Origin of the sequence: Terrabacter sp. 2YAF2 (assembly GCF_052114705.1) — a bacterium.
Lineage (GTDB): Bacteria > Actinomycetota > Actinomycetes > Actinomycetales > Dermatophilaceae > Terrabacter.
Genome location: NZ_JBFRFG010000006.1, coordinates 273,144 through 295,841 on the forward strand (window position 1 = coordinate 273,144; position 22,698 = coordinate 295,841).

The following is a 22,698-nucleotide window of genomic DNA, read 5'->3' on the forward strand; positions in this document are numbered from 1 at the left end:
CCCCTCCGTGGGGCCCTTCGGCATGTCGGGCTCCGGGCTGTCAGGGCTCTCGGGGAGGATGGGCGGCATGGCCCTCGAGATCCCGTGCCCCTACTGCGGCACCCAGATGTATGCCGAGCAGGCTCACAACCGCTGCCCGAAGTGCCGCTACATCGAGCCCTGCTGTGACGGCGCGCCCCTGGCCGCCTGTGAGACGCGCGCGCCCGAGCGACAGGTGCCGTGAACGCTCCGGCCGGCGAAGGCTCCGTCTGGCTGACGACCGAGCGGCTCGCGCTGCGGCGACCTCGCCCCGAGGACCTCGACGACTACGTGCGCGTGCACAACGACCCACGGACGTATGCGCACGCGCCGTCGAGCATGCCGAGCCCGGAGCAGTGCCGCGAGCGACTCGCGGCCGACCTCGTCGACTGGCAGCAGGACGAGCTGGGGTATGCCGTCGTCGTCGACCGCGCGTCGGGTGACGTCATCGGGTGGGCCGGTTTGCGGCACAAGGAGTCCGACCACGAGAGCCTCAACCTCTACTACCGGCTCGAGCACGACCGTCTCGGTGCCGGACTCGGGCGGGAGATCTCTCGTGCGGTCGTCGCCTGGGCGGTCGAGCACTGTCCCGAGGCCCTGGTCACGGCGATGGTCGACGAGGTCAACGCCGCCTCGCTGCGCACCGCGTCGTCCGCAGGACTGGTGCGGGTGGGCATGCGGCCCATGAGGGACGATCCGGACGGCACGCCGATGGCGTACTTCGAGGCGCCCCGCGTCGAGCCGGTGCCCACCGGGGCCGTCGACGACGCGCTGCGTGACGCAGTCGTCGACCTGTGGGGCCGGGTCAACGACGCCGGCGGCGCGGTCGGCTTCCTTCCCGGCGCGGCGCGCCGCGACGTGGCCGCGGCCCTCGACCGCCATCTCGAGGACGTCCGTGACGAGCGCTCCCTGCTGTGCGTGCTGAGGGACCCCGACGGCAAGGTCAGTGGGCTCGGCCTCTGGGAGCACTCACGTGGGTTCCCGTACGCCCATGTGGCGGGGCTGAAGCGGCTGATGGTCGAGCCGACGGCGCAGGGACGCAACCTCGGGCGCATCCTCCTCGGCGGCATGGTCGGCATCGCGCGGCGCGAGCTGCCGTGGGTCGAGCTGCTGCGCCTCGACTACCGCGGCGGTCTCGGCCTCGGCGGCTTCTACGGGCGCGCCGGCTGGACCGAGGTCGGCCGCGTGCCGCGCGGTCTGCGCCTCAGCGCGACCGACTACCGCGACGACGTCGCCATGGCCCGCCGCGTCGACGGATGTCCTCTCGGGTGATTCCCGGGCTGATCCCGGGCCGTTCACAGCGCTGTCCACGGGGCAGTCGGGGCGGAACCGCGACCTCTCAGGAGAGGCCCGTGACCCGGCCGTCCTCGGTGATGTCGATGCGCTCCGCGTTGGGGGAGCTCGGCAGCCCCGGCATCGTGCGCATGTCCCCGCAGATCGCGTAGACGTAGCCGGCGCCCACCGCCGCGCGCACCTCGCGCACCGGCATCCGCCACCCGCGCGGGGCACCGCGCAGGGTGGGGTCCGAGGAGATGGACAGGTGCGTCTTGGCGATGACGACGGGCAGGCCGCCGTAGCCCAGCCGTTCGTAGTCCTTGAGTGCTCGCGCTGCCGCGGGGCTCACGTCGATGCCGTCGGCGCCGTAGACCTGGGTGGCGATGGCCTCGATCTTCTGCTCGAGCGGCAGGTCGAGGGGATAGAGGAACTCGAAGGCGGTCGGCTCGTGCGCGGCTTCGACGACGACCTGCGCGAGCTCCAGCGCGCCCGCCCCGCCCTCGGCCACGTGGCGGGTCACGGCAGAACGGACCCCGAGGCTGTTGCAGAAGCGCCGGATGACGGCGTGCTCTGAGTCGTGGTCGTCGGGGAAGGCGTTGATCGCGACGACGGGCTGCACGCCGAACCGCCGGACGATCTCGATGTGCTTGCGCAGGTTGGGGAGCCCGGCCTCGACGTCCTTGGGGCTCTCCTTGAGCATGCCCGCGGGAAGGGGCTTGCCGGCTCGGACGGCATACCGCCCCGAGTGGGTCTTCAGGGCGCGGACGGTGGCCACGACGACCGCGACATCCGGCTTGAGCCCGCTGACCCGGCACTTGACGTCGAAGAAGCGCTCGGCGCCCATGTCGGCCCCGAAGCCCGCCTCGGTGATGGCGTAGTCGCTGCCGCGCATGGCGATGAGGTCGGCGGTGACGGACGACGTCCCGGTGGCGATGTTGCCGAACGGTCCGCAGTGGATGATGGCCGGTCCGCCTTCGAGCGTCTGGAGCAGGTTGGGCTTGAGGGCGTCCTCGAGGATGGCCGTCATGGCCCCTGCGGCGTGCAGGTCCTCCGCGGTGACGCTCTTGCCCTCGGTCGTGTAGCCGACGACGATCCGGCCAAGCCGTTCGCGCAGGTCGTGCAACGAGGTGGCGAGGGTGAGCAGCACCATGACCTCGCTCGCGGCGGTGATGTCGAAGCCGGTCTCGCGCGCCAGCCCGTCCTGTCGCGCCCCGAGCCCGATGACGACGTTGCGCAGCGCACGGTCGTTTACGTCGAGCACGCGCCGCCACGTGATGTTGCGGACGTCGATGCCGAGCTCGTTGCCGTGGTGCAGGTGGTTGTCGATCATCGCCGCGAGCAGGTTGTGGGCGGACGTGACGGCGTGGAAGTCGCCGGTGAGGTGGAGGTTGAGCCGCTCCATCGGGACGACCTGGCTGTAGCCGCCACCGGCCGCACCGCCCTTGATCCCGAACGTCGGTCCCATCGACGGCTGACGCAGCGCGACGACCGCCCGCTGGCCGAGGCGGTGCAGAGCCTGCGCGAGCCCGACCGAGGTCGTGGTCTTGCCCTCGCCGAGCGGCGTCGGTGTCACCGCCGTGACGACGACGTACCTGGCCGTATGCGTCGGCGCGGGCTCGTCGAGGACCGCGAGGTCGATCTTGGCGACGCCGCGGCCGTACGGCTCGAGGTGCTCGTCACGGACGCCGAGGTCGGCGGCGACGTCGGCGATCGGACGCAGGGTCGCTGCGTTGGCGATGTCGAGGTCGGTGGGCAGGGGTGCGCTCATGGTCCGATCCAACTCCCGGCGCCGGTGCCGCGCACCGGAATCGCCGAGCCCCTCCAGTGAGCTCGGTCCCACGAGGGCCGGGCATCGGCGCACCGGTCCACAGGTCGGGGCCCACGGCGGCGGTGCCCCCGTGCGTCGGCACTACGCTGACCCAATGCCCCAACGCCCCGCGCTCGACGACCTCCTCCACGCCGCGGTGTCGGGAGTCGGTGGCGCGGAGCGGCCGGGACAGGTCGAGATGGCCAAGGCCGTCGCGCACGCCATCGACGACGGGGAGCACCTGCTCGTCCAGGCCGGCACCGGCACCGGCAAGTCGCTGGCCTACCTCGTGCCGGCAGTCGCCCACGCCTTCGAGGCGGGCAAGCCTGCCGTCGTGGCGACCGCGACGCTCGCGCTGCAGGCGCAGATCGTCGACCGGGACATGCCGCGCGTCGCCGACGCGCTCGCGCCGGTCCTGGGTCGCCGCCCCACGTACGCCCTCGTCAAGGGCCGGCGCAACTACGTGTGCCTCAACAAGCTCGAGGGCGGCTTCCCCGACGACGAGGACGGCCTGCTCTCGGTCGGGCAGGTCGACGCCTCGGTCGGCCGACTCGGCCAGGAGGTCGTCCGGCTGCGTGAGTGGGCGTCCACCACCGACTCCGGCGACCGTGACGAGCTCGTCCCGGGCGTGTCCGAGCGCGCCTGGCGTCAGGTGTCGGTCTCGGCCCACGAGTGCATGGGCGGCAAGTGCCCGCTCGTCACCGAGTGCTTCGTCGAGCGTGCCCGCGAGGCGGCCAAGGACGTCGACGTCATCGTCACCAACCACTCCTTCATGGCCATCGACTCGTTCGAGGGGCGGCAGATGCTGCCCGAGCACGACGTGCTCGTCGTCGACGAGGCCCACGAGCTCGTCGACCGCGTCACGGCCACGATCACCGACGAGCTCACCGGCACCATGGTCATGACCGCCGCCAAGAAGGCCGGTCGGATGTCGGAGAACACCGCGGCCCTCGACGAGGCGGGGGAGATGCTCGCCCAGGCGCTCGAGCCGCTCGAGGAGGGGCGGATGCTCGGCATCCCGGACTCCGTCGGCCTCGCCCTCGCTCGGGTGCGCGACACCGCACGCACGGTCCAGAGCGACCTCAAGCCGCCGCCCGGGCAGGAGGCCGACGGCGCTCGGCAGATCGCCCGTGCGGCGGTCGACGAGGTGCACGAGAACGCCGAGCGCATCCTCGAGGAGCGCGAGCTCGACGTCGTGTGGCTGAACCGCGACCAGCGCCGGGGTCCCGTCCTGCGCGTCGCGCCGATGAGCGTCGCCATGCTCGTGCGCGACAAGGTCTTCGAGGAGCGCACGGTCGTGCTCACGTCGGCGACGCTCGAGCTCGGCGGCACGTTCGACTCCGTCGCCGGCACGATCGGCCTGCGCGGCGAGGGGGCTCCGAAGTGGCAGGGCCTCGACGTCGGTAGCCCCTTCGACTACCCCAAGCAGGCCATCGCCTACGTCGCTGCCCACCTGCCGCCGCCCGGCCGCGACGGCGCCGGTGACGACACCCTCGACGAGATAGAGCAGCTCGTGCGCGCCGCCGGCGGCCGCACGCTGGGTCTCTTCTCGTCGATGCGCGCCGCGCAGACCGCCGCCGAGGTCATGCGTGCCCGCTTCGGTGACGACATCCCGGTCCTGTGCCAGGGCGAGGACCAGATCACGACGCTCGTGCGCCAGTTCGCCCGCGACCCGCGCACCTGCCTCTTCGGCACCCTCACCCTGTGGCAGGGTGTCGACGTGCCCGGCTCGTCGTGCCAGCTCGTCATCATCGACCGCATCCCCTTCCCGCGGCCCGACGACCCGTTGGCGTCGGCGCGGTCGCAGGCCATCGCGCGGATGGGTGGCAACGGCTTCATGGCCGTGTCGGCCACCCACGCCGCGCTCCGGCTCGCGCAGGGAGCCGGCCGTCTCGTGCGCCGGGCCGACGACCGCGGCGTCGTGGCCTTCCTCGACTCCCGGATGATGACGGCGAGGTATGCCGGGTTCCTCCAGCGCTCGCTGCCCCCCTTCTACCCGACCACCGACAAGCAGATGGTGCTCGCCGCGCTCGCGCGCCTCGACGCGATGGCCCCGCCGCCGGTCGCGGTCGAGGAGCCCGCGCTGCGCTCGCTCACCGGTGCCCGGGCCGACGCCGACGGCACGGAGCACCCGAGGCCGGTCGCCGTGCCACCGCCGGCTCCGGTCTCGTCGCGCAGCGCCGTCACGTCCGGACACGCCTGGACCGACGAGCAGGACGAGGAGCTGCGCGACGCCGCCGACGCCGGCATGCAACTCGACGAGCTCGTCGACCACTTCGAGCTGCCGGAGGAGACCATCGCCGCGCGGGTCGAGCAGCTCGGGCTCACCATCGCGTCGGGCGCGCTCTTCGACTGACGCGCCCCACGGCATACGCGATCACCCCAGCGACCGCACCCCTCGCCCCGCAACACACCCGGTAACGGTCAACCACTCGGTGCTGCAACCGGATGGTCTGCTCGGTACCGGGTGTGTTGCGCTCGGCGTCAGGGGGTCTTCGAGGTGGCCGCGGGCGGCGTGGGCAGCTGCAGCAGGTTCGAGGTCCCCTGTGGCACGACGATGAGCGAGTCGCCGTGCTCCTTGAGCATGTCGATGTACTTGCTCATGAGGACCTGCTCGTTGAGCCGGTTCTGGCACTTCTCGGACGGCACCGGCACGACCTTCACGGCCTTGACGTCCTTGCCGTTGATGACCTCGTTGACCTGCGTCGAGGTCGCTCCGCAGCGGATGATCTGGTCGGCGTCGGACGTGGCCTGTGCCTCGGTCTTGGTGATCTCGGCCTTCGCGAGAGCCGTCTGCAGGTCGGCCTTGGCCGCCTCGGCGTTGGCGAGCGAGCTCTGCACCTTGTCGTAGTTGGCCTGGACGCTCTGGTCGAGCGTGATGGCCCTCGGGTCGACCTGCTCCACCGTGACGCCGACCTCGCCGAGGCGCTTCTCGAGGCCTTCGGTGATCCGCAGCGCGAGCTGGGCGCGTGACTGGCGGACCGTGGCGGCCGTGAACGTGGTCGGCGCGTCGCGGGTCACCGACGAGACGCCGGGCAGCACCGCACGCGAGATGAACGACTCCTGGTCGGGGTACTGCCGCACGATCTCGGAGAGCTTGCCCGGGTTGAGCGAGTAGCGGATGGTCACGTCGTACGCGACCGTCGCGTTGTCGCTCGTGACCGTCGAGATCCGGCCCCCGCCCTCATCGAGCGCGATGGTCTGGTTGCGGATGTCGAAGCGGATGAGGTCCTGCCACGGGGCCTTGAGGTGGATGCCGGTGGCGCTGATCGCCTCGTCACCCACCGTGCCGAAGGTCTTGGTCACCGCGGCCTCGCCCGCGTCGAGGCGGTAGTACGAGGCGCTCGCGACGAGGAACAGCGCGAGCCCGAACGGGATCGCGGCGTAGCGGCTCAGCTTCTTGGGGTGGTCCTTGAGCCGGAGCAGGACGAAGCCGGCGGCGGCGAGCACGATGGCGAGGACGAGGGCGAACATGACCTTCACTTCCACAGGGGACGGGGCGGGCCGGCTGTCGGGCCCGCATGGCAGAGTTGACGCCATGACCGACCCGGCCGTTCCGCCCTTCGTGCTCGTGACCGGACCGGAGGGCGTGCTGGTCGAGCGCGCCGTCGCCGGGGTGCTCGTCGCCGGCAAGGAGGCCGACGTCGAGGTCATCCGCATCGACCCTGCGACCTACGAGTCCGGGGCCCTGCAGATGCATGCCAGCCCGTCCCTGTTCGGCGGCGCCAAGACCATCGTCGTGCGCGACCTGCACGAGTCGTCGGACGAGCTCCAGCTCGACCTGCTCTCGCTCCTCGCGGCGCCCGACCCCGACCTCGGTCTCGTCGTCGCCCACGGTGGGGGCATGAAGGGCAAGAAGGTCCTCGACACCATGAAGAAGGCCGGCGCCCGGGTCATCGAGTGCCCGGCCATCAAGACCGACCGCGACAAGACCGACTTCGTCATGAAGGAGTTCGCGGCCGCCCGGCGCAAGATCACGAGCGAAGGGGTGCGCGCCCTGGTCGAGGCCGTCGGCAAGGACGTGCGAGAGCTCGCCGCGGCCTGCTCGCAGCTCGTCTCCGACACCGAGGGCACGATCGACGACGCCGTCGTCGACACCTACCACGGGGGCAAGGTGGAGGCCACGGGCTTCCGGGTCGCCGACGCGACGGTGGCGGGCCAGTCGGGAGAGGCCCTGCGCCTGCTCCGTCACGCCATCGCCACCGGCGTCGACCCCGTGCCCATCGTGGCCGTCATCGCCTCCCAGCTGCGCCAGCTCATCAAGGTCGGCGCCGCCGGGCGAGGCAGCTCCGCCCAGCTGGCCAAGAGCCTCGGCATGGCTCCGTGGCAGGTCGACAAGGCACGTCGGGCCGTCGGTCACTGGAGCGCCGACGGCCTCGCCGTCGCGGTCCAGGCCGTCGCCGCTGCCGACTTCGAGGTCAAGGGCGGCGGACGCGACCCCGTGTATGCCGTGGAGCGGGCGATCCTGACCATCGCCCGTGCCCGCGCCGCGCGCTGAGTCGCACCCCCACGGAGTGGCCCGACGACCGCGCGGGACGGCATGCTCCCGGTTTGGTCGTGCGCACCGGCCGCTGGTAACTTTGACCCTTGCGTGCGCGCTCAGGTCGTGCGCGCACGTCTGCAGCATCCAGAGCTGCTCACGCGGGGTGTCCCCACGCCCGGTCCCGAGCAGCTTTGCCGCCCTCTAACGGCAACCATCCGACCGAACGAAAGAAACCATCAACGTGGCAAACATCAAGTCGCAGCTCAAGCGCATCAAGACGAACGCGACGCGCACCGAGCGCAACAAGGCCGTCAAGAGCGAGCTTCGCACGTGGGTCCGCAAGGTCCGTGAGGCCACCGCCTCCGGCGACAAGGACGCCGCTGCCGACGCCCTCAAGACCGCCTCGAAGAAGCTCGACAAGGCTGTCAGCAAGGGTGTCATCCACCAGAACCAGGCCGCCAACAAGAAGTCGGCGCTGGCGAAGAGGGTCGCGTCGCTCTGACGCACCACCCTTTCGCGTGAGCGGGCCCGTCACCTCGTGGTGACGGGCCCGCTCTGCGTCCGGAGGGGGTCAGGGAGCCTCAGCCCGCGTGCAGGGCGCGTGCCGCAGCGACAACCTGGTCGTAGCGCTCGCGGGGGAGCACGGCACCCTCGCGGCGCACCCCGTCGGGGTCCACCCGGACCAGGCGGTTGACCCGCACCTCGCTGGGACGACCACGGCCGTCCCAGGCGCCGGTGCCGATGTCGACCCACTCGCGGCCCGAGCGCCGCTCCTGCTGCTCGTCCCGGTCGTGGTCCTTGCTCGTCAGGGGCAGCGCCACGAGCCAGTCGCCGTCGCGCCCGACGACGAGCACGGGGCGGTCCTTGCCCTGGGTGTGGTCCTCCTCGTAGGGCACCCACGTCCAGACGATCTCGCCCGGGTCCGGCCGGCCATCCGGCCGTGGCGCGTACGTCGTGTCGGGCAGCCGCGTCGCGTCACCGGGATAGGCCGCACCCGGGTGGGCGACCGACCGCCCGGCCGGCGGGGTGCTCGGCCGGCTGGTCGGTCGGGCGCGGGTGGGGGAGGAGGCGCCGCGCACGATGCCACGGAGTCGGCCGAGGAGACGCTCGAAGGTGCTGGACATGGGAATCACCGTAGCCGCGCCGCCGTTACCGTTGGGGTCCGAGACCGGGTCGACGGCGATCCGCACCACGCCACCCTGCCACCACGCCGGTGCCACCACCGTGGCCGCCGATCGAACGACCCAACCCGGAGAACCTCTGTGAGCCCCGCCAGACGCCGCACGACCCTCGCCATCCTCGCGCTCGCCGTGGGAGGTTTCGCCATCGGCACCACCGAGTTCGTGACGATGGGCCTGCTGCCGCAGATCGCCGAGGGCACCGGTGTCGACATCGCCACGGCAGGCCACTACGTCTCGGCCTACGCGCTCGGCGTCGTCGTCGGGGCACCGCTCATCGCCGTCGCCGCGGCCAAGGTCCCGCGCAAGGGACTGCTCATGGCCCTGATGGGCTTCTTCGCCGTGGCGCACCTCGCCATCCTCGCGGCGGACAGCTACCCCACCGTCATGGCGGCACGGTTCCTCGCCGGTCTCCCGCACGGTGCCTTCTTCGGGATCGGCTCGGTCGTGGCTGCCTCCCTCGTGTCCCACCACCGCCGCACCGCCGCGGTGGCGGCCATTCTCGGCGGCCTCGGGGTCGCGAACGTCGTCGGGGTGCCCGTCGCGACGCTGCTGGGCCAGCGGTTCTCCTGGCACCTGCCCTACGTCCTCGTCGGCGCCATCGCGGCCCTGACCGTCGTGGCCATCGCGATCTTCCTACCGCACCAGCCGCCGAGCGGCGAGGAGTCCATGCGAGCCGAGATGCAGGCGCTGCGCCGCGTCCAGGTCTGGCTAGCCCTGCTCGTCGGCGTCGTCGGCTTCGGCGGCATGTTCGCGATGTACTCCTTCATCACGCCGACCATGACCGAGCTCGCCGGCCTGGACGAGCGCTACATCCCGTGGGTGCTGGCGGCATACGGCATCGGCATGGTCGTGGGGATGGTGCTGAGCGGGCGGATCGCCAACCGGGTCGGGGTGCTCAAGGGCATCATCGGCGCCCTCGGCCTCATCGCCGTGCTCCTGGCCCTCTTCGGTTGGGCGGCGCACACCCTCTGGCTCGCCGTCGTCATGGTCTTCGTCCTGGGCCTGCTGCCCTCGATCGTCGTGCCGCTGCTCCAGACGCGCCTGATGGACGTCGCGCACGAGGGGCAGTCGCTCGCGGCCGCCCTCAACCACTCGACGCTCAACACGGCGAACGCGCTCGGTGCCTGGCTCGGCTCGATGGTGCTGGCCGCCGGGTGGGGCTACGGCGCGCCGAGCCTCGTCGGTGCCGGTCTGGCCGTGCTCGGGGTCGGGGTCGCGGTGCTCTCGGCGGTGCTCGAGCGTCGGTCGCGCGTCGTCGCGCACGGCTCCGACCGTCCGGTCGACCGGGCTGCTGTCGGCGCCGAGACCACCAACGCCTGACCTGAGAACGTCGGGCGACCCGCGGGCGCGACGCGGTCACTCGACTGACCGAGGCTCCCACCGTTCGTCGTCGTGACGTCCACCGTGCGCCGCTGTGCTCGACACGGCGCCGACCGGAGCCGCGTCCGGCGCGAGAGAGTCGGGTGGCCCCTGCTGGATCGCGGGGGCGTCCTCCGGGAGGGGCGTCGGGGCGAAACCGACCATGGCGGGCAGGGCGTACGCCCCCGGCGCGGCCGGCCGGCCCCAGAGCCACGGCTCCTTCGGACGCCAGAGCAGGCGGCCGGGACGGCGCCGGTCGCGCAGCGCGTGGATGCGCCACAGCAGCACCGGGTGGCTCGCGACGGCGTTGGTGACCCAGACGAAGAAACCCGGCTCGGTGACGGCACGGTCTGCCATCGCGTCCACGTCGACCGAGCGGCCGAGGTACTTGCCCCCGGCGAGGGTCGCCATGGCGGAGCGCGCACCCTGCGGCGCGAGCGCATGGCCGTAGTTGTCGGCGGTGAACTCCTGCGCCCGGCTCAGGGTCGAGCCGATGAGGGGGATCCATTGCGACGCGAACGTCCCGAGGACGCGCCAGTAGCTGACGTGCCCGGCGGCAATGTGCCCGACCTCGTGGGCGATGACGAAGCGCAGCGCGTCGGGCTCCCTCGCCGCGCCGCCGACCTCGAGCAGGTCACTGTTGATGAACACGAACCGGCGGAAGCCGTGTCCCGAGGCGGCGGCGTTGAGGACGCCGTTGCCGAGCACGACGTACGCGTCGGGGACGTAGGACAGGCCGGACCGGGCGGCCGCGTCGACGAGCATTGCATAGGCCTCGGGGAACTGCTCCGGAGTCAGCTTGATCCCGGAGAGCCGCTGCTGGGCCCACAGCTGTCCGCGCGCGAACCAGACGAGCAGCGGGGCGAAGATCAGCGCGAGGGCGTAGACGTCCGGGGTGCGCTGCTCGTCGATGGCGAGCGACACCTCGGAGAAGGCCGCGACGAGGAGCAGCACCGACGTCACGATGGCGACGACGAGCGTCACGATCTCGCGCGGGTGCCGCACGTAGCGGCGCAGCGGCAGGTGCGAGCCGGGGGCCACGGGCAGGACCTGCATCGGTTGGGCGCGCATGGCGGCCATTGTGCGTCACCGGGGCGCCCCGATGCGGAGGCAGGCCGGGGAGGCGTGAGCACCGGCACCCCAAAGCATGGGAGACTGTGCTGGTTGCAGCGGCGGCCCCGAGCGAGTCGAGTGACTCGAGCGCTGCCGACGCCGCTCACCCACCGACCAGCCACCCTGACTCTGCGAGGTTCGTCCCACGTGTCGCCCATGGCCCGCTCCGCGTTGGCACCCAACGCAACGCCGCCGGACCTGATCCGCAACTTCTGCATCATCGCGCACATCGACCACGGCAAGTCCACGCTGGCCGACCGCATGCTGCAGCTGACCGGCGTCGTCGACTCGCGCGCCATGCGCGCGCAGTACCTCGACCGTATGGACATCGAGCGCGAGCGCGGCATCACGATCAAGAGCCAGGCCGTGCGCATGCCGTGGGAGCTCGACGGCACGACGTACGCCCTCAACATGATCGACACCCCGGGGCACGTCGACTTCACCTACGAGGTGTCCCGCTCGCTCGCGGCGTGCGAGGGCGCCGTGCTCCTCGTCGACGCAGCCCAGGGCATCGAGGCGCAGACCCTCGCGAACCTCTACCTCGCGATGGAGAACGACCTGACCATCGTGCCGGTGCTCAACAAGATCGACCTGCCGGCGGCCCAGCCGGAGAAGTACGCCGAGGAGCTGGCCAAGCTCATCGGGTGCGAGCCCGAGGACTGCCTCAAGGTGTCGGGCAAGACCGGCGCGGGCGTCGAGCCGCTGCTCGACACGATCGTGCGCGACCTGCCGGCCCCGGTCGGCGACCCCGCCGCGCCGGCCCGCGCGATGATCTTCGACTCCGTCTACGACACCTACCGCGGCGTCGTCACCTACGTCCGCGTCGTCGACGGCAACCTCAGCCCGCGCGAGAAGATCGTCATGATGTCGACGCGGGCGACCCACGAGCTGCTCGAGATCGGCGTCATCAGCCCCGAGCCGGTGCCGTCGAAGGGTCTCGGGGTCGGCGAGGTCGGCTACCTCATCACCGGCGTCAAGGACGTGCGCCAGTCGCGTGTCGGCGACACGGTGACCAACGCGAGCAAGCCCGCGACCAAGGACCTCGGCGGCTACCGGGACCCCAAGCCGATGGTCTTCTCCGGCCTCTATCCCATCGACGGGTCCGACTACCCCGACCTGCGCGACGCCCTCGACAAGCTCAAGCTCAACGACGCCGCGCTGGTCTACGAGCCCGAGACGTCGGCCGCCCTCGGCTTCGGTTTCCGCGTCGGCTTCCTCGGTCTGCTCCACCTCGAGATCGTGCGCGAGCGCCTCGAGCGCGAGTTCGGCCTCGACCTCATCTCGACGCAGCCCAACGTCGTCTACGACGTGACGATGGACGACGGCAAGGCCGTCCACGTCACCAACCCGAGCGAGTACCCCGACGGCAAGATCCGGGAGGTGAGCGAGCCGATCGTGCGCGCCACGATCCTCGCGCCGTCGGAGTTCGTCGGGGCGATCATGGAGCTCTGCCAGCAGAAGCGCGGCAACCTCCGGGGCATGGACTACCTCTCCGAGGACCGGGTCGAGATGCGCTACACGTTGCCGCTCGCCGAGATCGTCTTCGACTTCTTCGACCAGCTGAAGTCGCGCACCCGCGGCTACGCCTCGCTCGACTACGAGCCCGACGGGGAGCAGGTGGCCGACCTCGTCAAGGTGGAGATCCTCCTCCAGGGCGAGACGGTCGACGCGTTCTCGGCCATCGTCCACAAGGACAAGGCCTACGCCTACGGCGTCATGATGGCGAGCAAGCTCAAGGACCTCATCCCGCGCCAGCAGTTCGAGGTCCCGATCCAGGCCGCCATCGGCTCGCGCATCATCGCGCGCGAGAACATCCGCGCCATCCGCAAGGACGTGCTGGCCAAGTGCTACGGCGGCGACATCAGCCGCAAGCGCAAGCTCCTCGAGAAGCAGAAGGAGGGCAAGAAGCGCATGAAGATGGTCGGTCGGGTCGAGGTGCCGCAGGAAGCCTTCGTCGCCGCGCTCTCGAGCGACTCCGACCCGGGCAAGTCGAAGAAGTAGCCCCCACCGCCGTCGCCGCGAGTCGTACCGTGGTGGCGTGGAGCCGACCACACCGCTTGGGCAGCAGGCCGGTCACGCGGGGTGCCCGGCGCGGGCCGAGCACCACGAGCACGTGCCCGGACCACGCCTGTCCCGCGGGGTCGAGCGCGCGGTCGGCTACCGCCTGTCGGGCTTCCCGGCCGGGGTCCACGTGGGTATGCCGTCCGGCTCCGTCCCGCTGGTCGTGCCGCTCGACGACGCACTGACCGTCGCCGACGGTGGTGGGGCGCCCCGGACGTACGGCTCGGTGATCGCCGGCCTGAGTGCGGCGCCGGCCCGCATCCACCACGACGGCTCCCAGCACGGCGTGCAGATCGCGCTGCGGCCCGGTGCGATCCGGACGCTGTTCGGGATGCCGGCTGCCGAGCTGGCAGCACGCTCGTACGAGCTCGTCGACGTCGCGGGCGAGGATGCCGATCACCTGCGCGAGCGGCTGCACGAGGCGGAGGCGTGGTCCGCGCGGTTCGCCCTCGTCGAGACGTGGCTGGAGGGGCTGCTCGATCGCACTTCGCGGCCCCGCCCGCCGGAGCCGGAGGTCGCCGAGGCATGGCGCCTCATCACCACCAGCGGGGGAGCAGTCTCGATCCGCGACGTCGCCTCACAGGTGGGGTGGTCGATGCGCCGGCTCCAGTCGCGCTTCCGGCTCGAGTTCGGCCTCAGCCCGAAGACCGCCGCGATCGTCGCCCGGTTCGAGCGGTCGGTGCCGCTCGTCGCCTCGGGCCGGACGTCCCTGACCGACGTGGCCGTGCGGTGCGGGTGGTCCGACCAGGCCCACATGGATCGTGACTGGCGTGCGCTCGCGGGAACCGCGCCCTCGCGGTGGCGAACGGAGGACGTGCTCGCCGCCACCTGAGCGGCGAACCGGCGCACCCGTCCGGCGCACGCGCATACGTCCAAGCCGGGAGAGCGAGCGACGAGCAGGGTGGGGACATGACCACGGACAGGGACACGGAGATGGACAGGCAGGCGGGCATGAGCACGACGCGCACTGCGACGGGGCCCGCCGCTCGCGACCACAGCGTCTGGGTGGGCCTCAGCTACGACGACCCGCTCGCGGCTCGGGCGTGGTTGCGCGCGCTCGGCTTCATCGAGGGGATCGTCGTCGACGGCGAGGCACGCGGCGAGATCCGGCACAGCGAGATGCTCTGGCCCGAGGGTGGCCGGGTCATGGTGAGCAGCCGGACCAGGGTGGACCCGACCTTCGTCGCGGCACGGGGATCGGCCACGGTCTACGTCGTGGTCGACGATCCCGATGCGGTCTGGGAGCGCGCCCAGCGCCTCGGCGCCGAGGTGGTGCGACCGCTCGAGGAGAGCGACTACGGGTCGCGCGGGTTCTCCGTCGTCGACGGCGAGGGCACGAACTGGAGCTTCGGCACCTACGCCGGCTGACGGCATACGACCACTGGCGGCACGGGGCGCCTGGTCGAGGGTCGGCGCGGTGGCTCAGGCCCCGAGGAGCTTGTGCCGCATGCGGTCGGTGTCGGCGGCGGTCCAGCCCTGGGCGCGGAGCCAGCCGTGGACGCCGCCGTGTCGCTCGTCGAGCGCGCCGAGGAGCAGGCGCATCGTGTCGGTCGTCGGTGACTGCTGCGCCACCGTCTTGTCCTCGAGGTTGCGCGCGTAGGCCGGGCGGGAGCGCAGGCGGTCCATGATGGCCGACACCCGCTGCGCCGATGCCGCGAAGTCGGCGATGACGAGCTCGTCGGGCACGTCGACGACCTTGAGCGCCAGGCCGACGACGGTGCCCGTGCGGTCCTTGCCGGCGGCGCAGTGGACGACCGCGGCCCCCTCGCTCGAGGCGATGGCGTCGAGCGCGGCGACGACGGAGTCGGGGCGGCTGGCGAGGTAGCTGAGGTAGTGCTCCGACCAGAACCGGTCGTGGGCGCGGTCCTGGTCGGGGTCGCGCCTCGCGGCCGTGAGCTCGCGCCGCTCGTCCGTCTCCCACGGCAGGGCCCGCTCGGCGGCCGGGATGCCCGACTCGTCGGTGTCCTCGCGGTAGAGGGTGTGGTGGTGGTGCGTGACGCCGGCGACGGCACGGAGGGGGCCGTCGCCCTCCTTGGCCAGTTCGACATGGGTGCGCAGGTCGACGATGTCGGTGACGCCGTAGCGGGTCACGAGCGTGTCGACGGCCTCGGGGGAGAGGTCCTGGAGGTTGTCGGAGCGCAGCAGCCGGCGGGGCCGGACCGTGTCGCCGTCGGCCGTCACTATGCCGCCGAGGTCACGCATGTTGACGACGCCGTCGAGCTCGATCCAGTTCGGGAGGTACACCCCTGCAGCGTAGGCGACGGGAGAAACGACATGGCGCGATAGGCCTACCGTCAGATATCTTGATGTCGAGAGAGTTGCTGATGAGGAAGAGGACCCGTGATCTCGAGCACGACCCCACCGCAGGCGCCGCCGACCCCACCCCTGACGCGTCGCGGCATCCCGGTGGACCGCGACCTGCGCATCCTCGCCCTGGGCTCGTTCGCCAACCGGTTCGGCGCCGGCGCCGTCCTCACGACGAGCGCGCTCTACTTCACCCGGCAGGTCGGCTTCAGCGCCACCGAGGTCGCCCTCGCGATGTCGGTCTCGGCGGTCGTGGGCATCGTCGTGCAGGTGCCCGCCGGCCACCTCGGCGACACCCGAGGCCCGCGACGGGTGCTCACGGCCTTCATGGCCGGGGCGGCCCTCTTCAGCGCGCCGCCGGTTCTCGCCACGACCCCCTGGGCGCTCGCGCTCCTGCTCGGCGTGCTCGCGTTCTTCGAGCGGGGCGCGGGAGCCGTCAACCAGGGCGTCATCGCCCAGCTCGCCACCGGTGGGCGCGGGGTGCTCTTCAAGGCCTACCTGCGTGCCGTCACCAACACCGCCCTCGGGCTGGGCTCGGTCTTCGGCGGCGCGGCCCTCGTCATCGACGAGCGATGGGCCTACGTCACCGTCTTCGTCCTCAACGCCGTCTTCACCGGGTTCGCCGCGTGGAACTCGACCCGACTGCCCGACATCGCACCGCACGCACGCGCGGCCGGCGAGCCGAGACTCGCCGTCGTCCGGGACTGGCCCTTCGTCGTCATCACCGTCATCACCGGGCTCTTCTCCCTCCACTTCTTCGTCATGGAGCTCGGCCTGGCGCTCTACGTCTCCGCCCACACCGCCGCCCCCACCGTCATGGTGGCGATCCTGCTCATCGTCAACACCGCGGCCGTCGCCCTCTTCCAGGTGCGGCTGTCCCGTCGCGCCGACTCCGTCGAGGCCGGTGCCCGGGCCCTCGTGCGCGGGGCGTGGTGGATCGCGGCCGGTTTCGCCGTCGTCGCGCTGGCCGACCGGGGCACCAGGTGGTTTGCCGTCGGCGTCCTCGTCGTCGGGTCCCTCGTCCACGTCGTCGGCGAGATGATCGGGTCGGGAGGCCAGTGGGGCCTGCAGATGGGACTCGCGCCGCACGAGCGGCAGGGTCAGTACCAAGGCTTCGCCGGCCTCGGGTTCAGCGTGCTCGCCGTCGTCGCGCCCCCGGTCGTCACCTACCTCTGCGTCGGCCTCGGTGAGACCGGCTGGTTCGTCCTGGCCGCCTTCATGGTCGTCATCGCGCTCGTCTCGGTCCCGGCAGCGCGCTGGGCCCTGGCGTCGCGGGCTCGTTACGGGGTCACGACGCACTCGGGCTGACCCGGCTGCCTCCCGGCCCTCTCGCCACGGCTCGAGGTGTCACAGGCGATGCACGTCGACGCTGAGCACGCTGACGGACAGGAAGGGTGGGCCGTCCGACCTGAAGTCCTCACCGCCCCCGCTGACGATGTGTTGCACGACGTCCAGCCCCGAGTCGACGTGCCCGATGAGGGAGTAGACGGGTGACCCCGGGGCGACCGTGAAGTCGTGGTGGACGACGAAGAACTCGCCGGCGGTGCCGAGGAAGCCGTCGCCGCGGGCCATCCCGACGTCGCCGACGCGGTAGGTCTGGTCAGCCGGGACGTTCTCCAGCGGCAGGTCGTAACCCGGTTCGGCCGTGCTGCGCCCGCTCGGGTCCCCGCACTGGAGGAACGCCGTGGGTGCCGGTGGCGTGGTGAGCCGGTGGCAGACGCTGTCGGTCCAGTAGCCGGCCCGGGCCAGAGCGATGAACGAGGCGACGCTCCTCGGCGCGCGCTGCCCGTCGAGCCGCAACGTCACGTCCCCGCACGTCGTGTGCAGGGCGGCCCTCCAGTCCGACCCGGCCGCCACGGACGCGGGCGGTGCGGTCGTGAACCTGGGGAAGGTCGCGCGTGGGGTCGGCGGGGACACGCACGTCACGGCGACGGTGGGCGCCTGCGTGGGTCCGGCCTGCCGCTGCTGGTGGGTCAGCACGATCACGGACGCACCAACGGCGAGGCACAGCAGGGCCGTGCCCACGAGGAGCCGCACGGTCCTGCGGCGCGCCGGCTGCGCATCCGCCATGAGGGCAGCGTACGACGTGGACGAGGCAGGCCTCCCGGGCTGGGAGAATGGAGGTATGCCGCCCTCCGCCCTCCCCGACGGCGACCCCGCTCCCAGCACGGGTGAGCTGCCGCCCGCGGCGCTCTCCGACCTGGCGTCGACCGATCTCGGCGTCTACGTCCATGTCCCGTTCTGCACGGTGCGCTGCGGCTACTGCGACTTCAACACCTACACCCTGACCGAGCTCGGCGGTCCCGGTGCCACCATCGGCATCGACACGTACGCCGACGCCGCCATCCGCGAGCTCGACCTCGCCCGCTCGGTTCTGGGCCGCGAAGCGCCAGCTGTGTCAACGGTCTTCGTCGGTGGTGGCACTCCCACCATGCTGAGGTCGGGCGATCTCGTGGCGGTGCTGGCCGGCATACGCGAGCGGTTCGGGCTGGCGCCCGACGCGGAGGTGACGACCGAGGCGAACCCGGACTCCGTGACACCCGAGTCGCTGCGTGAGCTCGCCGACGGCGGCTTCACCCGCGTCTCCGTGGGCATGCAGTCGGCCGTGCCCCACGTGCTCCACACCCTCGAACGCACGCACGACCCCGACAACGTCGCGCGCGCCGTCGCGGCCACCCGGGCGGCGGGCATGCAGGTCAGCGTCGACCTCATCTACGGCACGCCGGGGGAGTCCCTGGAGGACTGGCGGCGCAGCCTCGAGGCGGCCGTCGCGCTCGAGCCCGACCACGTCTCCGCCTACGCCCTCGTCGTCGAGGAGGGCACGAAGCTGGCCGCCCAGGTGCGGCGCGGCGTCGTGCCCGCACCGGAGGACGACGACGAGGCCGACAAGTACGAGCTCGCGGACGAGCTGCTGTCGGCCGCCGGCTTCGGGTGGTACGAGGTGAGCAACTGGGCTCGCTCCGAGCAGCACCGCTGCCGCCACAACGTCGCGTACTGGGCCGGGACGAACTGGTGGGGCGTCGGTCCGGGCGCCCACAGCCACGTCGGCGGCGTGCGCTGGTGGAACGTCAAGCACCCGAGTGCGTATGCGGCTCGGCTCGGTGCGGGGGAGTCGCCCGCGCACGCGCGCGAGACCCTCACCGCCGACCAGCGCTACGACGAGCGTGTGCTGCTCGGCACACGGCTCGTCGAGGGGCTGCCCGTCCCGGATCTGCGAGGATCGGGACGCACCGCCGTGGCCGGCCTCATCGCCGACGGTCTGCTCGATGGCACCGCCGCCCTGCGGGACTCCCGTCTCGTCCTGACCCGGCGTGGCCGACTGCTCGCCGACACCGTGGTGCACCGGCTCCTCGCCGACTGAGGGGCCCACGACGAAGGAGGCCCCATGACGGAGACGGTGCGCGAGACCCGAGCAGCCGGGACCCCGGCGGAGGTGGTGGCGCGCGCGCGAGCCGCCTTCGACAGCGGGACCACCAAGCCCAGGCCGTGGCGGGTGGCGCAGCTGCGGGCCCTGCGCACGCTGCTCGTCGAGCACGAGCTCGAGGTCGCCGAGGCCCTGCACGCCGACCTCGGCAAGAGCGCCACGGAGGCGTGGATCACCGAGACCGGCTTCGTCGTGAGGGAGATCGACCACACGCTGCGCCACCTGCGCGCGTGGACGGCTCCGCGGCGCGTGCCCGTGCCACTCTCCCTGGCCCCCGGCCGGGCCAGGGTGGTGCGCGAGCCGCTCGGCGTCGTCCTCGTGATCGCGCCGTGGAACTACCCCGTGCAGCTGTGCCTGACGCCGCTGCTCGGGGCCCTGGCCGCCGGCAACGCCGTCGTCGTCAAGCCGAGCGAGATCGCTCCGGCCACGGCACGGCTGCTCGCGCGCCTCGTCCCGCGCTACCTCGACCGGTCTGCCGTCCACGTCGTCGAGGGCGGCGTCCCCGAGACCACCGCCCTGCTCGCCGAGCGCTTCGACCACATCTTCTACACCGGCAACGGCGCCGTCGGACGGATCGTCCTCGAGGCCGCGCCGCGCCACCTGACGCCCGTGACGCTGGAGCTGGGCGGCAAGTCGCCGGCCTACGTCGCCGACGACGCCGACCTCGCGGTGACGGCGCAGCGGCTCGTGTGGGGCAAGTTCACCAACGCGGGGCAGACCTGCGTGGCACCGGACTACGTCCTCGCGTCGCGCGCGACCCTCGAGGCGCTCAAACCGCTTATCGCACAAGGGATCCGGTCGGCGTTCGGCGAGGACCCGTCTCAGTCCACGGAGTACGGCCGCATCGTCAGCGAACGGCACTTCGAGCGGCTCACGGGGATGGTGGACCACGACCGCGTCGTGACGGGCGGTCGCTCGGACGCGTCCAGTCGTTACCTCGAGCCGACGGTCGTCGAGGTCGACGACCCGGACCATCCGGAGCAGCTCGTCATGCGCGACGAGATCTTCGGGCCCGTGCTGCCGCTCGTCGAGGTCGACGACCTCGATGCCGCGATCGCCTTCGTCAACGGGCGGGAGAAGCCGCTGGCGCTCTACGTCTTCACCTCCTCCAGCCGGGTGCGGCAGCGCTTCACGCGCGACACCTCCTCGGGCGCGCTCGCGTTCAACGTCCCGCTGGCCCACCTGGCCGTGCCCGGCCTGCCGTTCGGCGGGGTCGGTGCGAGCGGGACGGGTGCCTACCACGGTGAGCACTCGGTGGAGCTGTTCTCGCACGCCAAGTCCGTGCTGTCGATGCCCACGCGCCCCGACACGACGGTCTGGGTCCGGCCGCCGTTCACGGCCCTCAAGCAGCAGGTCATCGCCCGCGTCGCCGTCCCCGGCCGCCGACGCCGCAGCCCTGCGCCGCCGCTCGGATGACCTGAGGGGCCGGTGCTGCTCAGGCGGCGGGCTCGGTCACGAAGTCGATGAGCTCCTCGACGCTGGCGAGCAGGGTCGGCTCGAGGTCCGCGTAGGAGCGCACCGTCCCGAGGATGCGCTTCCACGCTCGGGCGACGTCGGCCTGGCTCGCGTGCGCCCATCCGAGCTCGGCGCAGATGCCGTGCTTCCACGAGGTGCCCCGCGGGATGACCGGCCACTGCTGCCAGCCGAGGCGCTCGGGGCGCACGGACTGCCACACGTCGACGTAGGGGTGGCCGAGGATCTTGACGTGCCGGGAGAGGCCGGGCAACGCCCGCGCCTGCTCGACGATGCGCGCCTCCTTCGTGCCCGGCACGAGGTGGTCGACGAGGACACCGAGCCGACGCCCGGGGCCGGGCTCGAACTCGGCGATGATGCCGGCGAGGTCGTCCACGCCGTCCATGAGCTCGACGACGACGCCCTCGACGCGCAGGTCGTCGCCCCACACCTTCTCGACGAGCTCGGCGTCGTGCCGCCCCTCGACGTAGATGCGCGAGCCGCTCGCCACCCTCGCGCGGGCGCCTTCGACCGCCACGGAGCCGCTCGCGGTTCGCGAGGCGGCGCGCCGTGCGTCGGCGAGGGCGGTCGCCGCAGCAGCCTGCGGCGGGGTGAGCGTCACCGGGGCCCCGTCGACGAGGAACCCGGGCCCGAGCGGGAACGCCTTGGTCCGGCCGCGACGGTCCTCGAGGTGCACGACGTGCATGCCACCCGCCTTCTCGACACGGACGACGGCGCCGACCCAGCCCGTCTCGACGTCCTCGACGACGAGGTCTGGCTCGGCGGGGATCGGGGTCGACCGGCCGCGCCTCGGGGCACGCCAGTCACCGCTGAGCACGTCGGATCCGTAGCGATCGTTGGGGGACACGACAAGCGAGGGTATGCCGCGGGCGTGCGACCGCGCGGACGCCACGCGGTGACCGGCTGAGACGCCGGGGTGACGCGGCTCGCACAGGAGGTGGGCACGGCACCCGGGTCCCGCCTACGGTGGGATGAAGTCGGAGATCGGCGGGGACACGACGTAGACTTGGCACTCGTCGATCGAGAGTGCCAGACCGGCGCAGACTGACGTGAGCCACACCCGTGCCAGACCCGTGAAGGAGGGACGATGAGCGAGGACCGAAGGTTGATGGTGCTGCGCGCGATCGTGCAGGACTACGTCCAGACCTCCGAGCCGGTCGGGAGCAAGGCGCTCGTCGAGCGCCACCACCTCGGGGTCAGCGCGGCTACGGTGCGCAACGACATGGCCCTCCTCGAGGAGGAGGGCCTCATCCATGCCCCCCACACCTCGGCGGGCCGGGTGCCGACCGACGCGGGCTACCGCGTCTTCGTCGACCGTCTCAGCGCCGTCAAGCCCCTCGGGTCGGGGGAGCGGCGGGCCATCGGCCAGTTCCTCCAGGGCGCCGTGGACCTCGACGACGTCGTCGACCGCACGGTGCGTCTGCTCGCGAGCCTGACGCGTCAGGTCGCGGTCGTCCAGTACCCGTCACTGACCCGGTCGACGGTGCGTCACATCGAGCTCGTCCCGATGGGCTCGTCGCACCTGATGATCGTCCTCATCGTCAACACCGGCCGTGTCGAGCAGCGCGTCGTCGACACCGGACGCGTCCTGTCGGACGCGACCGGTGAGGCCCTGGTCGCCTCCATCCGGTCACGCATCAACGAGGTCGCGGCGGGCGTCCCGTTCACCGTCGCCGCGACCCGGCTGCGACGCCTCGTGGGCGACGCCGACGATGCCGACCGCGCCGCCGTCGAGGCCGTCGTCTCCGCTCTCGGGGACGCCCTCGTCGAGGAGCGCGAGGAGCGCGTCGTCCTCGCCGGGCAGGCGAACCTCGCCCGGGCGGGCGCGGACTTCCCCCGCAGCATCGGACCGATCCTCGAGGCCCTCGAGGAGCACGTCACCCTGCTGCGCCTGCTCGGCCAGCTCACCGACGACCCCGAGCTCGTGTCGGTGCGCATCGGCTCCGAGAACCCCGTGACCGGCCTCCAGTCCACCTCGCTCGTGTCGATGGGCTACGGCTCCGGCTCCGAACGCGTGGCGAGCCTCGGGGTCCTCGGCCCGACCCGCATGGACTACCCCACGACGATGGCATCCGTCCGGGCCGTCGCCCGCTACGTCTCCGAGATCCTCGACGAGAACCAGGCCACCTGACCAGCACCACCTCGGCCAGTCCGCCGGTGCAGCGCCGCGCCGGAAACCGAAAGCACCACGTACCAAAAA

The 22,698-nt window shown here is 72.0% G+C and carries 20 protein-coding genes; 13 read left to right on the top strand and 7 right to left on the bottom strand.

The features are described 5' to 3' along the window. Positions 1-67 precede the first annotated feature (67 nt). The gene (locus AB4030_RS10045) at positions 68-223 is read left to right on the top strand and encodes a hypothetical protein (protein WP_442279070.1); all 156 of its coding nucleotides are present in this window, start codon (positions 68-70) and stop codon (positions 221-223) included. After that, positions 220-1,290 (top strand): GNAT family N-acetyltransferase, encoded by a 1,071-nt coding sequence (locus tag AB4030_RS10050; protein ID WP_442279071.1) that lies wholly within the window; start codon positions 220-222, stop codon positions 1,288-1,290. The genes AB4030_RS10045 and AB4030_RS10050 overlap by 4 nt, the downstream gene beginning before the upstream one ends. A gap of 67 nt (positions 1,291-1,357) precedes the next feature. On the opposite strand, the gene AB4030_RS10055 is transcribed toward AB4030_RS10050, so the two are convergent. After that, the gene (locus tag AB4030_RS10055; protein ID WP_442279072.1) at positions 1,358-3,061 is read right to left on the bottom strand and encodes a formate--tetrahydrofolate ligase; all 1,704 of its coding nucleotides are present in this window, start codon (positions 3,059-3,061) and stop codon (positions 1,358-1,360) included. A gap of 154 nt (positions 3,062-3,215) precedes the next feature. Here AB4030_RS10055 and AB4030_RS10060 point away from each other — a divergent pair, with 154 nt between their 5' ends. Further along, positions 3,216-5,456 (top strand): ATP-dependent DNA helicase, encoded by a 2,241-nt coding sequence (locus tag AB4030_RS10060; RefSeq protein WP_442279073.1) that lies wholly within the window; start codon positions 3,216-3,218, stop codon positions 5,454-5,456. A gap of 128 nt (positions 5,457-5,584) precedes the next feature. On the opposite strand, the gene AB4030_RS10065 is transcribed toward AB4030_RS10060, so the two are convergent. Then, positions 5,585-6,574 (bottom strand): prohibitin family protein, encoded by a 990-nt coding sequence (locus tag AB4030_RS10065; protein WP_442279118.1) that lies wholly within the window; start codon positions 6,572-6,574, stop codon positions 5,585-5,587. 64 nt (positions 6,575-6,638) lie between these two features. On the opposite strand from AB4030_RS10065, the gene holA reads away from it, so the two are divergent. Together holA and rpsT are read left to right on the top strand one after the other, a co-directional pair. Next, on the top strand, positions 6,639-7,598 hold the full coding sequence (gene holA / locus AB4030_RS10070; RefSeq protein ID WP_442279074.1) for a DNA polymerase III subunit delta: 960 nt from the start codon (positions 6,639-6,641) through the stop codon (positions 7,596-7,598). A gap of 226 nt (positions 7,599-7,824) precedes the next feature. Then, positions 7,825-8,085 carry a 30S ribosomal protein S20 gene (gene rpsT, locus AB4030_RS10075; RefSeq protein WP_442279075.1) on the top strand — a complete coding sequence of 87 codons (261 nt, stop codon included), beginning with the start codon at positions 7,825-7,827 and terminating at the stop codon, positions 8,083-8,085. Positions 8,086-8,164: 79 nt separating this feature from the next. Here rpsT and AB4030_RS10080 read toward each other — a convergent pair whose 3' ends face one another. Further along, the gene (locus AB4030_RS10080) at positions 8,165-8,707 is read right to left on the bottom strand and encodes a type II toxin-antitoxin system PemK/MazF family toxin (RefSeq protein WP_442279076.1); all 543 of its coding nucleotides are present in this window, start codon (positions 8,705-8,707) and stop codon (positions 8,165-8,167) included. Positions 8,708-8,845: 138 nt separating this feature from the next. On the opposite strand from AB4030_RS10080, the gene AB4030_RS10085 reads away from it, so the two are divergent. Next, the gene (locus AB4030_RS10085) at positions 8,846-10,084 is read left to right on the top strand and encodes an MFS transporter (protein WP_442279077.1); all 1,239 of its coding nucleotides are present in this window, start codon (positions 8,846-8,848) and stop codon (positions 10,082-10,084) included. Between the two features lie 36 nt (positions 10,085-10,120). Here AB4030_RS10085 and AB4030_RS10090 read toward each other — a convergent pair whose 3' ends face one another. Beyond that, entirely contained in the window at positions 10,121-11,194 is a 1,074-nt protein-coding gene (locus AB4030_RS10090) for a M48 family metalloprotease (RefSeq protein WP_442279078.1), read from the bottom strand. 198 nt (positions 11,195-11,392) lie between these two features. Between AB4030_RS10090 and lepA the strand changes: the two genes are divergently transcribed. The 3 genes from lepA to AB4030_RS10105 all read left to right on the top strand — a co-directional run bounded on the left by lepA (position 11,393) and on the right by AB4030_RS10105 (position 14,665). Continuing rightward, positions 11,393-13,237: a translation elongation factor 4 gene (lepA, locus tag AB4030_RS10095; RefSeq protein WP_442279079.1), complete on the top strand. Its 1,845-nt coding sequence runs from the start codon at positions 11,393-11,395 to the stop codon at positions 13,235-13,237. A 37-nt stretch (positions 13,238-13,274) separates the two neighbouring features. Then, on the top strand, positions 13,275-14,129 hold the full coding sequence (locus AB4030_RS10100; protein ID WP_442279080.1) for a helix-turn-helix domain-containing protein: 855 nt from the start codon (positions 13,275-13,277) through the stop codon (positions 14,127-14,129). A 77-nt stretch (positions 14,130-14,206) separates the two neighbouring features. Continuing rightward, positions 14,207-14,665 carry a glyoxalase gene (locus AB4030_RS10105; protein ID WP_442279081.1) on the top strand — a complete coding sequence of 153 codons (459 nt, stop codon included), beginning with the start codon at positions 14,207-14,209 and terminating at the stop codon, positions 14,663-14,665. A gap of 54 nt (positions 14,666-14,719) precedes the next feature. On the opposite strand, the gene AB4030_RS10110 is transcribed toward AB4030_RS10105, so the two are convergent. Beyond that, positions 14,720-15,541 (bottom strand): tyrosine-protein phosphatase, encoded by an 822-nt coding sequence (locus AB4030_RS10110; RefSeq protein ID WP_442279082.1) that lies wholly within the window; start codon positions 15,539-15,541, stop codon positions 14,720-14,722. 96 nt (positions 15,542-15,637) lie between these two features. Between AB4030_RS10110 and AB4030_RS10115 the strand changes: the two genes are divergently transcribed. Further along, the gene (locus AB4030_RS10115) at positions 15,638-16,909 is read left to right on the top strand and encodes an MFS transporter (protein WP_442279083.1); all 1,272 of its coding nucleotides are present in this window, start codon (positions 15,638-15,640) and stop codon (positions 16,907-16,909) included. Positions 16,910-16,948: 39 nt separating this feature from the next. Here the strand turns inward: AB4030_RS10115 and AB4030_RS10120 are convergent, their stop codons facing one another. Then, positions 16,949-17,671, bottom strand: a complete 723-nt coding sequence (locus tag AB4030_RS10120; RefSeq protein ID WP_442279084.1) for a peptidylprolyl isomerase — start codon at positions 17,669-17,671, stop codon at positions 16,949-16,951. A gap of 55 nt (positions 17,672-17,726) precedes the next feature. Between AB4030_RS10120 and hemW the strand changes: the two genes are divergently transcribed. Continuing rightward, positions 17,727-18,962 carry a radical SAM family heme chaperone HemW gene (hemW, locus tag AB4030_RS10125; protein ID WP_442279085.1) on the top strand — a complete coding sequence of 412 codons (1,236 nt, stop codon included), beginning with the start codon at positions 17,727-17,729 and terminating at the stop codon, positions 18,960-18,962. Positions 18,963-18,986: 24 nt separating this feature from the next. Then, on the top strand, positions 18,987-20,441 hold the full coding sequence (locus AB4030_RS10130) for an aldehyde dehydrogenase family protein (protein WP_442279086.1): 1,455 nt from the start codon (positions 18,987-18,989) through the stop codon (positions 20,439-20,441). A gap of 19 nt (positions 20,442-20,460) precedes the next feature. On the opposite strand, the gene AB4030_RS10135 is transcribed toward AB4030_RS10130, so the two are convergent. Further along, positions 20,461-21,345: a DUF3097 domain-containing protein gene (locus AB4030_RS10135; protein WP_442279087.1), complete on the bottom strand. Its 885-nt coding sequence runs from the start codon at positions 21,343-21,345 to the stop codon at positions 20,461-20,463. Between the two features lie 240 nt (positions 21,346-21,585). Here AB4030_RS10135 and hrcA point away from each other — a divergent pair, with 240 nt between their 5' ends. Next, a complete protein-coding gene (gene hrcA / locus AB4030_RS10140) occupies positions 21,586-22,629 on the top strand; it encodes a heat-inducible transcriptional repressor HrcA (protein WP_442279088.1) in 1,044 nt (347 codons plus the stop codon). Positions 22,630-22,698 lie beyond the last annotated feature (69 nt).